Source organism: Amycolatopsis sp. A133 (assembly GCF_031082405.1).
Taxonomy (GTDB): Bacteria; Actinomycetota; Actinomycetes; order Mycobacteriales; family Pseudonocardiaceae; genus Amycolatopsis.
Genome location: NZ_JAVHJU010000069.1, coordinates 1 through 13407, shown reverse-complemented (window position 1 = coordinate 13407; position 13407 = coordinate 1). Strand labels below are relative to the sequence as shown.

11 protein-coding genes are annotated in these 13407 nt (G+C 74.5%); 5 read left to right on the top strand and 6 right to left on the bottom strand.

What is annotated here, in order from left to right:
* Positions 1–11: 11 nt before the first annotated feature.
* On the top strand, positions 12–1034 hold the full coding sequence (locus Q5425_RS41550; protein WP_308677934.1) for a helix-turn-helix domain-containing protein: 1023 nt from the start codon (positions 12–14) through the stop codon (positions 1032–1034).
* Between the two features lie 362 nt (positions 1035–1396).
* Here the strand turns inward: Q5425_RS41550 and Q5425_RS41545 are convergent, their stop codons facing one another.
* Together Q5425_RS41545 and Q5425_RS41540 are read right to left on the bottom strand one after the other, a co-directional pair.
* Complete coding sequence (locus Q5425_RS41545; protein WP_308677933.1) at positions 1397–2365, bottom strand: TIGR01777 family oxidoreductase; 969 nt, start codon at positions 2363–2365, stop codon at positions 1397–1399.
* A gap of 76 nt (positions 2366–2441) precedes the next feature.
* Positions 2442–3209 carry a prepilin peptidase gene (locus tag Q5425_RS41540; RefSeq protein WP_308677932.1) on the bottom strand — a complete coding sequence of 256 codons (768 nt, stop codon included), beginning with the start codon at positions 3207–3209 and terminating at the stop codon, positions 2442–2444.
* 182 nt (positions 3210–3391) lie between these two features.
* Between Q5425_RS41540 and Q5425_RS41535 the strand changes: the two genes are divergently transcribed.
* Positions 3392–4255 (top strand): universal stress protein, encoded by an 864-nt coding sequence (locus Q5425_RS41535; RefSeq protein ID WP_308677931.1) that lies wholly within the window; start codon positions 3392–3394, stop codon positions 4253–4255.
* Positions 4256–4316: 61 nt separating this feature from the next.
* The gene (locus Q5425_RS41530; RefSeq protein ID WP_308677930.1) at positions 4317–4730 is read left to right on the top strand and encodes a hypothetical protein; all 414 of its coding nucleotides are present in this window, start codon (positions 4317–4319) and stop codon (positions 4728–4730) included.
* Positions 4731–4806: 76 nt separating this feature from the next.
* On the opposite strand, the gene Q5425_RS41525 is transcribed toward Q5425_RS41530, so the two are convergent.
* A complete protein-coding gene (locus Q5425_RS41525; protein ID WP_308677929.1) occupies positions 4807–5250 on the bottom strand; it encodes a DUF6294 family protein in 444 nt (147 codons plus the stop codon).
* A 190-nt stretch (positions 5251–5440) separates the two neighbouring features.
* On the opposite strand from Q5425_RS41525, the gene Q5425_RS41520 reads away from it, so the two are divergent.
* Positions 5441–7537, top strand: coding sequence for an AfsR/SARP family transcriptional regulator (locus Q5425_RS41520; RefSeq protein ID WP_308677928.1), 2097 nt, complete (start codon positions 5441–5443; stop codon positions 7535–7537).
* On the opposite strand, the gene Q5425_RS41515 is transcribed toward Q5425_RS41520, so the two are convergent.
* Complete coding sequence (locus Q5425_RS41515; protein WP_308677927.1) at positions 7524–7883, bottom strand: STAS domain-containing protein; 360 nt, start codon at positions 7881–7883, stop codon at positions 7524–7526. The two genes, Q5425_RS41520 and Q5425_RS41515, sit on opposite strands and share 14 nt — an antisense overlap.
* 125 nt (positions 7884–8008) lie before the next feature.
* On the opposite strand from Q5425_RS41515, the gene Q5425_RS41510 reads away from it, so the two are divergent.
* Complete coding sequence (locus Q5425_RS41510; protein WP_308677926.1) at positions 8009–9253, top strand: amidohydrolase; 1245 nt, start codon at positions 8009–8011, stop codon at positions 9251–9253.
* A 20-nt stretch (positions 9254–9273) separates the two neighbouring features.
* Here Q5425_RS41510 and Q5425_RS41505 read toward each other — a convergent pair whose 3' ends face one another.
* Positions 9274–12198: a beta-galactosidase gene (locus Q5425_RS41505; RefSeq protein ID WP_308677925.1), complete on the bottom strand. Its 2925-nt coding sequence runs from the start codon at positions 12196–12198 to the stop codon at positions 9274–9276.
* 44 nt (positions 12199–12242) lie between these two features.
* Positions 12243–13229 (bottom strand): arabinan endo-1,5-alpha-L-arabinosidase, encoded by a 987-nt coding sequence (locus tag Q5425_RS41500; RefSeq protein ID WP_308677924.1) that lies wholly within the window; start codon positions 13227–13229, stop codon positions 12243–12245.
* Positions 13230–13407 lie beyond the last annotated feature (178 nt).

The following is a 13407-nucleotide window of genomic DNA, read 5'->3' as shown; positions in this document are numbered from 1 at the left end:
ATCGTGACGGCATGAAAGGCCTGCTGCTGAGGCTGTCCGGGCTCGACGCCGACGCCGAGAACGCCGTGCGGGTGATCGGGTTCTTCGACCGCCTGATCACCGGGCGCGCCGGCTCGGACGTGCTGGTGCGCAGCACGGCGGACCTGGCGGGCTGCCCGGTCGGCGTGCACGCTCCGGCCCAGGGCGTGTCACTGGGCGCTTCGCCGGGGGCCGACGTCGTCACCCCGGCGGCGGTGCCCGCGGGTGCGGCCACGCGGTCACTGGAAGGCGGCGTGGTCGTGTGGGTCGCCCGTGCGGGTGCGCCGCTCCCGCTCGACGACATGCTGCTCGAGCGGTTCGCGATCGCCACCGCGATCCTCATGGAGCACTCCGGCGTGCCGCGGCCCGAGCTCGGGGACCCGGCGCTGGTGGAGCTGGTGCTGTCCGAAGACACCGGCACGGCCGAGCGATCGCGGGCCCTGCACCTGCTCGGGTTCCGCCCGTCGACCCGGCTGCGCGTGCTCGCGGGCACCGGCGTCGACGCGCTCGCCGGACGCTCGGCGAGGCTGGGCGGGGTGCGCGCGGTCCTGCTGCCGGGCGAGGTCGCCGCGCTCCCGGACGGCGCCCGGGCGGGCATCGGCCCGGACGGCCCGGCCATCGAGGTGGCCCGCTCCTGGGCGGCGGCCCGGACGGCACTGCGGTTCACCTCGGCCGCCGAGCCGGTGGTGTGGTGGGAACGGCTGGGCGGCCTGGCGGCATTCGCCAGCAAGCTCGGCCCGGCGGAACTGGCCGAGCTGGCCGACGTCCGCGCCCTCGACCGGCTGGCGGAAGAGCCCCACGGCGCGGACACGCTGGCGGCCCTGGACGCGCTGTGCGCAACGGGATCGGCCCGCAAGGCGGCGGCGGTCCTGCACCGGCACCACAGCACGATGCCGGCCCGGCTGGCCCGCGCGGAAGCGGTACTGGGTTTCGAGGTGGACTCCCCGCGGGGCCGGTTCCGGCTGCACCTGGCCCTGGTCCTGCGGCGGCTGCGGGACAACGCCGAGCTGGGTTGAGATGGCCCGGTCTCGCCGGGACACGCGGCTCGCCGGGAGTCGGCTTGCCTGGAGGCCTGGCTCGCCGCGCGGGCCGGCTTGCGCGAGTCGACCCTCCGGATACGCGAGCCGACCGCCTAGACACGCGAGCCGACGCTCAGGCGCACGAGCCGACCCTGCGGGTACGCCAGCCGACCGCCCGGGCATCCGAGCTGATCGCCCAGGCACACGGGCCGACTCTCCGGTACGCGAGTCGATCGCCTAGGCACGCCGCCGACCCCTCCCCGTACGCGAACCGACCCTCCAGGCATACGAGCCGACCGCCCAGGCACGCCAGCCGCCCCTCCCGGCACGCCGGCCGCCCGCCCGGACACGCGCCCGGCTCAGCCGACCGTCCTCAATGGACTCCGTGACCGGCGCACCAGGTCCTCCGCCGCGGCGGGCCACTCCGGGTACTCGAACTCGAAGCCCGCCTCGCGCAGCCTTCCCGGGACCACGCGGCGGCTCTTCAGCAGCAGCTCCGTGTCGCTGCGGAGCACGAATGCCCCGATCTCCGCCATCCACTTCGTCGCCGGCAGGCCGGCCCGTACCCCCGCCGCCGCCCGCAGGGCGCGGAGGAAGTCGCGGTACGGCAACGGTTCCGGGGCCGCCAGGTTCACCGGCCCGCTCAGGTCCTCGCGCTCGACGAGGAAGCCGATCGCCCGGATGAGGTCGTCCTCGTGGATCCACGACAGGTACTGCCCGCCGCCCGCGACCGGGCCGCCCAGGCCCGTTCGGGTCATGCGCAGGAGCATGGCGAACGCTCCGCCGGGTTCCGGGCTCATCACCATTGCCGTGCGCAGCGCGACCTTGCGCGTGTGCGGGGTGGCCGCCACCTGCTGCTCGCGCTCCCAGGCCTTGGCGATGTCGACGCTGTACGCCCAGTACGCGGGCACGTCCGGCTCATCGCCGCCGAGGATGCCGGTGGCTTCGTCGTTCGGGTGGTCGTGGCTGTGCGCGTAGATCGTCGCCGTGCTCATCTGCAGCCATACCCTCGGCGGCCGGGCGGCGCGGGTGATCGCGCCGCCGACGACGCGGGCCGAGTCGACGCGCGAGTTCATCATCTCCCGCAGGTTCGCCCGGGTGTAGCGGCAGTTCACCGACCGGCCGGCCAGGTTCAGCACGACGTCGCTGCCGTCGATCTCCGCCGTCCACGGTCCCGCGCCGCGCCCGTCCCAGCGGACGTGGCGCACCCCCGGCTCCGGCCCGGCCTCGCGCCGCGTCAGCACGACGACCTCGTGCCCCTGCCCGGCCAGCGCGCGGCTCAGCACCCGCCCCAGGTGCCCGGTGCCGCCCGGAATCACGACCTTCATGAAACCCCCTCCACAGTCCGCCTCCCTCGCACGGTACCCGAAGAGTTGAACGCGTTCAAATACGACCGGTGACCGCTCAGGCCAGTCCGGTCAGCCGCAGGTAGGCCCGGCCGAGCGGCTCGGCCGCGAAGATCGCCACGAGGGCCGCGGCGATCATGAACGGCCCGAACGGCAGCGCCGTCTTGCGGCTGCCCTTCCCGGCCGCCAGCACCACGACACCGGCGACCGCGCCGAGGAGGAACCCGCCGAACGCCCCGATCAGCAGCGCCGCCCAGGACAGGTACCCGAGCACCCCGCCGAGGATGCCCGCGAGCCGGACGTCGCCGAAGCCCATGCCCGCCGGGTGGGCCAGCGCGAGAACGAGGTAGCACCCGAACAGCGCGGCGCTGCCGAGGCCGGCGCGGGCCAGCGACCACCAGTCGCCGCGCCACCAGGCCGCCGCCGTCAGCAGGACCACCAGCACCGGGTAGGACGGCAGCACGATCGCGTTCGGGAGGCGGCGGCAGTCGAGGTCGATCAGGGCGAGCGCGATCCCGATCGCGCCGAAGTACAGGAAGGCGGGCAGGTCGGGCGGGTCGAGCCGCAGCGCCAGCAGTGCGAAGAGCACCGCCGTGCCGAGCTCGACCAGCGGGTACCGGGCACCGCAGCCCGCGCACCGGCCGCGCAGGACCGGCCGGCCGAAGACGGGGACGTTGTGCCGGGCCCGGATGTCCGGCCCGCAGTCCGGGCAGCACGACGGCGGGCGGACCACCGGCTCCCCGCGCGGCACCCGGTGGACCACGACGTCGAGGAACGACCCGACGAGCAGGCCGAGCACCGCCGCCGCCACGACCAGCACCGCCATCGGGCTCCTCCGGGCTCGGGTGGGAACGCCGCAGATCCTGCCCGACCCGGATCCGGCCCGCGACCGGACGATCCGCGTGCCCGGCCAGGCTCGGCGCCGGGCGAGCCGACCGCCCGGGTGCGCGAGCCGGCCGTTCAGGTAAGGGGTCCCCGGTGGGGGCGCGCGGGCCTACAGTCTTGGAAATGACCGCCACCGCCGGAGCGCCGATCGTCACCGGGGTGGACGGGTCGGCCGAGTCGCTCGACGCCGTCCGCTGGGCCGCGCGGACCGCCCGCCTGCGGGAGGCGCCGCTGGAGATCGTGCACGCCCTCGACGTCCCCGCCCTGCTCGCCGGCGGGGTCGTGCCGCCGCCGGAAGAGATGGTGGACGCCCTGCGGGCCCGCGGGCGGCGCGCGCTGAGGACCGCGCAGGAGCTCGCCGCGGCGCAAGGCGTCGCGGACGCGGTCACCCGGCTCGATCCCGATCGCGCGGCCCAGGCGCTGATCGGGGCGTCGCGCTCGGCCGCGCTGCTCGTCGTCGGGTCGGCCGGCCACGGCAGGCTCACCAGCCTCCTCGCCGGGTCGGTCGCCGCGGCCGTCGGCACCCACGCCCGCTGTGACACCGTCGTCGTCCGCGGGGACAGCTGGGACGAACCCGGCGCGGCGACGCGGCCGGTCGTCACCGGCGTCGACGGCAGCGAAGCCGGCGCCCGGGTGCTGGCGACCGCCCTCGCCGAGGCCCGCGCCCGCCGCGCACCGCTGGTCGTCCTGCACGCGTGGGCGGACAGCCCGCCGCCGCAGCGGGACCCGCGGTGCGTCACCGAGGCGGGGCGACGGCTGCTCGGCGAGCGGGTACTGGCCCACGACACCGGCGACGTCGTGGTCGAGCAGGTCGTGGTCCACGCCCACCCGCGGAAGGAACTGGTCGAGCGCAGCGGCACCGCCCAGCTCGTCGTCGTCGGCGACCGCGGCCGCGGCGGCTTCCCCGGGCTCCTGCTCGGCTCCACCGGCCAGGCCCTCCTGCACCACGCCGCCTGCCCGGTCCACCTCGTCCGCACCACCGGGTGAAGGGAAGCGGAACGGAAGCGGCACCCGGCAGGATGACGGGCGAAGCGAGCGGGAGGAAATGATGAAGACTGCGGTACGAGCCGGCTTGCTGGCGATGCTGGCCGGCGCGACGGTACTGGCGGCCCCGGCCCAGGCGGCCACGATCGTCCAGCGGACGGCCGTCTGCCACGCGGGTGACTTCGGCGGCACGTTCACCCTCCGGTACGAGACCGTCGGCGGCAGCCACCGCATGATCGGCGGGTACACCACGTCGGGGCCGTACATCGGCGACGTCGCGGGCACGGTCGCCCTGCGGATTTCCTACCGCAGCGGATCGACGACGCACACGGTGTACTCCCAGTCGTCGGCGACCACCGGAAGCACCACCTTCACGATGCCGACGACCACCACCGTGCCGGTCACGTCCGTGGGCACCGCGTCGGCGAAGTTCGACAACGGCACCGACTCCTGCACGGCGACGGTGCCGATCGGCTAGGCCTTGCGCCAACGAGCGGGGACGCGCACCGCCCCGGGCCCCGGCGCATCGGGACCCGGGGCGGTGCTCACCCCGGTCAGCAGTTCGAGTGCTGGATGGTCTTGAAGACGTCGACCGCGCCGAACAGCGCGGCGTCGTAGGTGAAGTGCTTGCTCCAGAAGTAGCGCGGCGGCGGGTTGCCGTCGTTCATCCGCGGGCTGTCGAACGTGCCCGCCGAAAACAGCTTCGTGCCGGCCGTGGTCTTGAAGTCGAAGCTCGAGTGCCAGACGTCGCCGGAGTGCGTCTGGTAGGTCAGCGTGGTCGCGCTCCAGTCGCCCGTGCCGTCCGAGCGGAGCACGATGGTGCCGTTGTCCTGCTGGCAGTCGCCGACGTGCAGCTGGCCCCAGGTCGCGCTCTTCACCTCGAGCACCGCCGCGCTGTGCGCCGGCGCCGCCTGGGCCGCCGGGGCGCCCGCCAGCAGCGCCGTGCCCGTCGCCGCGGCGGCGAGAACCGGTGCGAGACCCCGAATCGTGCGTTTCATGGACTTCCTCCCGAGGAACCGATGCCCGCGGACCTTTCCGGCCCGCGTTGCCGAGCCTCGCAGCGCCCGTCGACAATCCGTCGACAGTTCGTCGACGGAGCTCCACCTGGCTGTGGGACGTATCCCGCGCGCCGCGGCCGGCACCTGTACGCCGGAGCGCGCGGGACACCCGCGTCGCGGAGGGGCGGGGATGGACGGGGTCGACCTCGGCGTGCTGGGACCGTTCGAAGTGCGGCTCGACGGCGAGCCGCGGGACGTCGGCGGGCCGCGCCTGCGCACCCTGCTCGCGGTGCTGGCGGCCGAGGCCGGACGCGTGGTCAGCGTGCCCGCGCTGGGCCGGGCGCTGTGGGGCGGCCGGGCGCCCGCGCACGCCGACCGCACCGTCCGGACGTACCTCTCGCGGCTGCGCGGCACGGTGGGCGCCGGGTTGATCCTCACCCGGCCGCCGGGGTACGTCCTGCGCCTGGCGCCGCAGGCCGTCGACGCCGCGCGGTTCGAACACCTCGCCGCCGAGGGACGGCGGGCGCTGGCCGCCGGGGCACCCGAGTCCGCGCGGGAGCACCTGGCCACCGCGCTGGCCCTGTGGCGCGGCCACGCCGCCTACGAGGAGTTCGGCGCGGTGGAAACCCTGGCGGCCGAAGGGATGCGGCTCGACCGGCTGCGCCACAACGCCGTCCAGGACCGGATCGACGCCGACCTCGCGACCGGCGAGGACACCGGCCTGATCGCCGAACTGGAGGCGCTGACCGCCGCGTTCCCCGGCCACGAACGGCTGTGGGCCCAGCTGATGACGGCGCTCTACCGGGCCGGGCGGCAGGGTGACGCGCTGGAAGCGTTCCGCCGGGCCCGGCACGGCCTGATCACCGTGTCCGGCGTGGAGCCGTCACCGGTGCTGGCGCAGGTGCACCGCCGGGTGCTCGCCCACGACCCGGCGCTGCTCGCGGCCCGGGTCGCGGCGGTGGTGGTGGCCCCGGACGACCCGCTCGCCGCGGGCGAGCACGCGCTGCTCGAGGACGGCGACCTGCGGACCGGCCGGAAACACTTCGAAACCGCCTACGTCCGGGCCGAGCGGGCCGGGGACGCCGTCTCACTCGCCCGCGCGGCCCTCGGCCTCGGCGGGCTGTGGGTGCACGAACACCGGACGTCCGCCGCGTCGGCGTCGCTGCTCACGCGGCTGCGCCACGCGCTGGCGCAGGTGGAGCCCGGCTCGTCGCTCGCTCACCGGCTCCAGGCCCGGCTCGCCGCCGAACTCGACTACGCCGAGGGCAGGCACGACCGGGTCTTCGCGGCGGCCGGGCGGACGCGGGCGGCGGGCGACCCGGTCGCCCACGCCGAAGCGCTGAACCTGGCCCACCACTGCTTGCTCGGCCCGGACCACGCGCGGCTGCGGCGCACGCTCGCGACGGAACTCGCCGGGGTGAGCGGCCGCTCGGGACGGCGCACCGACCTCCTGATGGGCGTGCTGTGGGACACCGTCGACCTCTTCCTGGCCGCGGACCCGCACGCCGAACGGCGGCTCGGGGAGCTGGAAGACCTGCTGGCCACGCGGAAGCACCTGGCGGCGGGTTTTGTGGCCGACGCGCTGCGGGTCATGCTGGCCATCCGCGCCGGCCGGTTCCGCGAGGCCGAAGCCGGGGCGCAGGCCTGCGCCGAGCTCGGGCAGGCCGCGGGCGACTTCGACGCACTCGGCTGGTACGGCGCGCAGCTGGTGGCGATCCGGTGGTTCGAGGGCCGGCTCGGCGAGCTCGTGCCGGTGCTGGACGGGCTGATGCACTCGCCGACGCTCAGCCCGATCGACAACTCCTACTACGCGGCGCTCGCCGTCGCCGCGGCGTCGGCCGGGGACCGGCGCACCGCGGCGGGCGCACTGGCGCGGCTGTGCGGCGACGACCTGGGGGCGCTCCCGCGGTCGAGCACCTGGCTGACGTCCCTGTGCGGCGCCGCGGAAACCGCCTACCTGCTCGACGACCGCGCCACGGCGGAGCGGATCCACGAGCTGCTGGTGCCGTTCGGGCACCTGCCCGCGATGGCGAGCCTCGGCATCGCCTGCTTCGGCTCGGTCCACCACCCGCTGGGCACGACGGCGCTGACGGCGGGCGACCCGGACCGGGCGGCGACGCACCTGCGGGCCGCCGTGCGGCACAACCTCGCCCTCGGTCACTGGCCGGCGGCGGTCTTCTCCCGCCGCCGGCACGCCGAGGCCCTGCGCCGCCTCGGCGACCTCGTGGCCGCCGAGCGCGAGCTGGCCGCGGCCGCCGAAGAGGCCCGGACGTTCACCGGGCGATGAGCTGCTCCGACCGGCCTTCCAGCTGGAACAGCGGGGCGACCGCGGCGAGATCCAGCGCGCGCCGCACGACGCCGGACGGCTTCAGCGCCAGGTCGATCCCCGCGTCGGCGCAGCGGACGCGCAGCCTGCCCAGCGAGGCCACGCCCGTCACGGCGCAGAAGCCGACGCCCAGCAGGTCGACGACCAGCCGCTGCGGCCCGGCGGCGACGGCCCGGTCGAGTTCCTCGTCGAGCCGGGGCCGCGTGACCATGTCGATCTCGCCCGCGACCGTGACCCGCAGCGTGCCCGGCCGGGGCTCCGCGGTCGTCGCGGTCAGCAGCAGGGCGGACAGGTCCAGGGCGCTCATCGAGGTGCTCCTTCCACGGGGCGGCTGCGGGTGATCACCTCCTACCCCGGCGCCGCCAGGACCAAACGCCCCTTTCGCCCACCGCGGGCGGCTGTAAAGCTCGGAACCGACCGTGAGGAGCGATGATGCCCGGACTTCTGCTGCGTGACGGCCGCCCGTGGGGAACCGGCGGCCGGGCCGACATCCTCGTCTCGGACGGTGTGGTGGCGGGGCTCGGGCCCGGCCTCGACGCCGGCGACGCGGAGGTGGTCGACCTCGGCGGCCGGCTCGTCCTGCCCGGCCTGGTCGAAGCCCACTGCCACCTGGACAAGACGCTCTACGGCGGGCCGTGGCGGCCGCACTCGGCCGGGCCGGCGCTGGCCGACCGGATCGCCGACGAACGCGTCCGCCGCGCCGAACTCGGGCTGCCCGACCCGGCCCGGGTGAGCGCGCTGCTGGAGGCCATGGCCGCCGCGGGCACCACCCACGTCCGGACCCACACCGACGTCTACTCGGGCATTCCGGGGGTCCGGACGGCGGGAGCCCCGGTGGGCGCGGCGGGCACCGGGCTCACCGGGGTCGAAGTGGTCCGCGACGTCGCCGCGCGGCTGGCCGGGCGGATCACCGTCGAGCAGGTCGCCTTCCCGCAGAGCGGCATCCTCACCAATCCGGGCACGGCGGCGCTGCTGGAGGAGGCGATCAAGCTCGGGGTGAGCGCGGTCGGCGGCATCGACCCGGCCGGGATGGACCGCGACCCGGTCCGCCACCTCGACGTCGTGTTCGGCCTCGCCGAACGCCACGGCGTGCGGATCGACCTGCACCTGCACGACCCCGGTTCGCTCGGGGTGTTCGAGCTGGAGCTGATCACCGAGCGCACCCGGGCGGCCGGCCTCGCCGGGCGGGTGACGGTCAGCCACGCGTACGCGCTCGGCCAGGCCGACGCCGCGACGCAGGACCGGCTGGCGGCGGGCCTGGCGGAGGCGGGCATCACGATCACGACGGCGGCGGTCTTCGACTTCCCGGTCCCGCCGGTGAAGAAGCTGCGCGAAGCCGGGGTGAACGTGGCGTGCGGCCACGACGACATCCGCGACCTGTGGAGCCCGTACGGCAGCGGAGATCTGCTGGAGCGGGCGATGCACCTGGCCTACCGCAGCACGTTCCGCCGCGACGAGGACATCGAGCTGGCCCTGGAAGCGGTGACGTACGGCGGCGCCCGCGCCCTCGGTCTCGCCGGCTACGGCCTCACCGAGGGCGCGCCCGCGGACCTCGTGGTGGTCGACGCGGAGACCCCGGCCCACGCGGTCGTGACGCGGCCCCCGCGCGACCTGGTCGTCAAGGCGGGCCACATCGTCTCGCGGACCGACGCGCTTTCACGGCCGCCGGCCCGGTGACGACACGGACCGATGCGCTGTCACGGCCGCCAGCCCGGTGAGAACACCGGCCGGACCGGGACTCCGCCCCGGGCCGAACCCAGGTCCGTCAGCGCCACCTTCTCGAGGCCGTTGCCCGGGCCGCCGTCACTGGTCACCGCCAGCGCCAGCGTGTTGCGGCCGCCGGGGTCGAGGATCCCGTTCGGCAACACGAACGTGTGCTGCGGGCCCACGTCCCCGATGTACTGGCCGACGTTCCAGCCGTTGAGGAACACCAGCACCCGGTAGCGGCCGCCCGATCGGGGCTTCGCCGGGTCGCCGATGGTCAAGCCCACCGACGTGTCCTGGCCCCGGGGGACACGCATCGAGAACGTCGTCCGGTACCACGTCGTGCCCGGTGAAGCCGTCGGTGCGGGGACCTGCGCCGGCGGCCACGCGCGGTCCGGGAAGCCCGGCAGGTGCCGGCCCGCCCGTTCGCCGGCGAGGCCGCCGCTGTTCAGCGGGCCGCGCACCGGGTCCGCCGTACCGCCCTGGAGCTTCCACGACACCCCGGTCAGCGACGAGGAGATCAGCCCGCGGCCCTCCTTGTGCGCGTCGTTGACGCCGCCGTCCTGGTTGTGGCCGTTGTTCCGGACCATCACCGAAAGCACGTGCGGGCCGTCGCCGCGCAGGCCTTCGGGCACCGGGAACACCGCCGTGCCGGTCGTCGGCGGGGCGGCCAGCGCGGACGGCAGGACGTGCTGGCCGAGGTACTGCCCGTCCAGCCACGCCTGGAGCAGCCCGGCTCCCCCGCCGCCGTAGCGCAGGCCGACCTGCTCCCCCGGCGTCCCGGTGAACCGCCCGCGGTACCAGACGTCGCCGACGCCGAAGCCGTAGTCGTCCGCCGTCAGCACCGGCTGACCGGCCGGGGGCGGGGTCGTGCTGTGCGTCGTCGTGCGATCCGCGGCCGGCCACGCCGAGTCGTCGTAGCCCGGTTCCGCCTCCGGGGAACCCGGCGCCGAACGCCAGCCGGTGAGCTCGGGCAGCCGCGGGTCGGCGGGGCCCGGCAGCGGGCGGAACGCGAGCAGGCTGCCCGACGCCGTCGGCCGCACCGGCACCGGGGTGCCGTTCCACCACAGCAGCGGACCGCGGGCGCCCCACACCTCGAGGTCCCTCGGCGCCTTCGTGTCGCCGGTCAGCCGGAACCCGGCCTGGGCGGTCCGGACCAGGTCCGGCCCGCGCACGAGCAGGCCGGAGACCGGCCAGAACGTGTCCGCGGTGGCGTCGTCGGCGAGCAGCAGCGTGACGGCCGGGCGGCCGCCGCCGCTGAGGCGGACCCGCGCGAGCCCGTCGTGGCGGTAGTTCAGGCGCAGGTCGTGGCCTGACCAGGTCGTCGTGACGTCCCCGGCCAGGACGTCCACGCGCGGCCGGGTCGCGTACCGCAGCACCGTCTCGCCGTCCTCCCCCGGCCGCCCGTGCAGCAGGACGGTGCCGGCGGCCTGGGCCATCAGCTCCGACGTCGAGTACACCAGGTGCTGGCCCGCGACGTCGAAGTTCGCCACCAGGTACTTGGCGTCCTGTCCGTTCAGCCGCAGCGGCACGGAGTAGTCACCGTCCGATGTGGACACCGGGAAGGTGAAGGTGTCGTCCGTCGTGACGTTCGACGGGTTGTGCACCGGCAGGTAGAAGTGCACGCCGGTGTCCGGGTTGACGTTGTGGTAGACCTTCACCGCCGCCGACGACGGCGTCACGGGCGCCCCGCGGTCCAGCTTCGCCAGATCCGGGACGGTGGCGAGGAAGGAACCGATTTCCTTCATCGTCAGGGCCTTCGGCCGCAGCTGACGTCCTTCGTCGATGGCCGCGCCGTAGTCGTAGGAGCTGTAGACCACCGGCGCCGGCAGCCCGCCCCAGGACGTGCCGCCGAAGGTCATGTAGAAGTTCTGGATCGTCAGGCCGTTGGCCAGGTTGGTGCCGTAGAACACGCGCTCGTAGCCCGGTCCCTGCCGGACCGCGGTGCACGGGTAGGTGCCGTTGCTGCCCCAGTAGTCGAACCAGCCGCCGCCGAACTCGGCGACGAACCCGGGCGTGTTCGGCGACGCGCTCGCGCCGCCCTTCGCCCCGCCCGGCCCGTAGGTCCCCCAATCCGGGGCGGCGTTCGGGGCGCCCGGCGTCGCGTCGGTCCGGCAGGTGCCGCCCGGGTAGCCGTCGAAGGCGTAGAGGTCGACTTTGCCCGGGACCGTGCCCGGGACGCCGGAGCCCGGCGGCACCCAGATCCCGTTGCGGCCCTTGTCGTTGTGGAAGATCGGGACCGTGATGCCGTCGGCGCGCACCTTGTCGTAGAGGTGCGCGACGTAGTTCTGCTGGGCCACGCCGGTGGCGGCCAGCTCGTTCTCGATCTGGTACAGGATCACCGGGCCGCGCCCGTCGGTGTACTGGTGGCGGGCGATGATCCGGTCGATCGCGGTCAGCCACTCGTCGGCCGCGGCCAGGTAGTCGGGCGCGTCGCTGCGGGCCCGCCCGGCCTGGGTGGACAGCCACGCGGGGAAGCCGCCGCCGGTCACTTCGGCGTTGATGTACGGGCCGGGCCGGGCGATGACGTACAGGCCCGCTTCGGCGGCGAGGTCGAGGACGCGGTCCATGTCGCGGACGCCGGTGAAGTCGTACACCCCGGGGGCCGGCGAGTGGTAGTTCCAGTCGAAGTAGATCGAGACCGCCGTGTAGCCGGTCGCCTTCATCTTCTGCAGCACGTCCCGCCACAGGTCCGGGCTCGGCAGCCGGAACGGGTGGAACTCGCCCGACCAGACGATCTGGCGGTGGCCGTCCAGCATGAGCGAGTACTTGTCGAAGGTGACCTGGTGCCGCCCCGGCGCCGGCGAGGCGGCGGACGCCGGCGAGGCGGCGGACGCCGGCGAGGCGGCGGACGCCGGTGCGGCACCCAGCCCGGTCGTGATCAGCAGAGCCAGGAGGAACGACAGGAACCGGTGCATGGAGCCGCCTTCTCAACGCGGGCCGTATAGGTCGTTATACACAATCAGTAGACGTACGGCCAGCCGGCGCTGTCGTAGCCGATGAGGTTGATGCCGAGCTTGCCGGTCAGCGGCGTCGCGTCCGAGTAGTAGTAGTGGTAGACGAGCACGTCGGCGTCGGAGTCGTGCAGCACGGCGACGTGGCCGGGGCCGTGGACCGCGCCGTGGCTCGCCAGGATCTGCGTGCCACCGCCGGCGGTCATCCGGACGCCGTTGCGATCGGCGTAGGGGCCGGTGATCGACGTCGAGCGGCCGACCATCACGCGGTAGGTGCTCTTCGTGCCCTGGCAGCAGAGGTCCCACGAGACGAACAGGTAGTAGTAGCTGCCGTGCTGGATGATGAAGGGCGCTTCCTCGGCCGAGGTGCCGCCCGTGCGCTGGGCGATGCTGCGCAGCGCGGTGTCGGCGGTGCTGCGCTTGCCGGTCGCCGGGTCGAGCCGGATCATCTTGATGCCGGTCCACCACGAGCCGAAGCTGAGCCACCAGCGGCCGGCGGAGTCGACGAACAGGTTCGGGTCGATCGCGTTGTAGTCGTTGCTCGTGCTGGTCTGCACGACGATGCCGTGGTTCGTCCAGCTGCCGGGCAGGCCGGTCGTGCTGGTGGCGAGGAAGATCGCCGAGTTGCGCGAGCCCAGCGACGAAGCGGCGTAGTACAGGTAGTACTTGCCGTTGTGGAAGGAGATGTCCGGCGCCCACAGGTACTCCGGCTTGGCGGGGTCGGTGAAGGGCGCGGTCCACGGCGCGCCGTTCGGCCACACCGAGCCGATCTTCGTGAAGTGGATCCGGTCGGTCGACCGGCGGATCTGCAGGTACTGGTCGGTGGAGTACAGCAGGTAGCTGCCGTCGGCCGCGCGGATCATCGCCGGGTCGTGCACCGCTTCGATGTCCCCGGTCACGTAGCCGGGGTCCGGGTAGGTCGCGGCCTGCGCGGCGGGGGCGCTCAGCAGGGCGGCGGCGACGGCGACGATGGCCGGGAGGCGGCGCAGGCTCATGGGGTCCTCGGTTCGACGCTGATCCTGGCGTTGTTAGCGCTAACAACAACTGACGGGAGAATGGTCGGTGGTCACGGGCCCGCCGTCAAGGGCCGGACGGCGGGTCTGCCGCAGCTTGTCGTGAGTGGTAAGGCGGGTTAGAACCCGCCTTACCACTCACGACGGCGGGGAGACGGGG